This is a genomic window from Methylosinus sp. Sm6 (assembly GCF_019802345.1).
Taxonomy (GTDB): domain Bacteria; phylum Pseudomonadota; class Alphaproteobacteria; order Rhizobiales; family Beijerinckiaceae; genus Methylosinus.
Map to the genome: position 1 here is coordinate 1 of NZ_JAINDZ010000157.1, position 530 is coordinate 530.

A 530-nucleotide genomic window follows, 5' to 3' on the forward strand; every position below is an offset into this window, starting at 1 on the left:
CCGATCAGCCCCTCGAGCTCCACGCGCCGCCGATTCGCCACAGGCGCGCCGACGCACAAATCCTGTTGTCCGCTGTGGCGCGAGAGCAGAATGTAGAAGGCGGCGAGCAGCCCCATGAACAGCGTCGCTCCCTCGCGCCGACAGAGCTTGCGCAGCCCGTCGACGACATCTTTCGGCACATGAAAGTCGAGCGTTGCGCCGGCATGATCCATCACCGCCGGACGCGGATGATCGGTCGGAAGATCGAGGCTCGTTGGACACTCCGCCAGCGTCTCGCGCCAATAGGCGAGCTGCCGCTCCATCGGCTCGCCGCTCAGCCATTCGCGCTGCCAGGCGGCGTAATCGGCGTATTGAAGCGAAAGCGGCGCGAGCGGCGATGTGCGTCCCGCGGCGAAGGCTTCATAGAGAGCGGCGAATTCGCGGATCAGAATATCCGTCGACCAGCCGTCGGAAACGATGTGATGCAGCGTGAAGACGACAATATGCTCGCGCTCACCCGTCTGCGCGCGCCCCATATCGAGCGCGAGAAG

The 530-nt window shown here is 64.7% G+C and carries 1 protein-coding gene; it reads right to left on the reverse strand.

Annotated features, from left to right (window positions below; all coding sequences use genetic code 11):
* A partial coding sequence (locus tag K3F48_RS24045; protein WP_222577956.1) for a condensation domain-containing protein occupies positions 1–530 on the reverse strand: 530 nt, incomplete at both ends.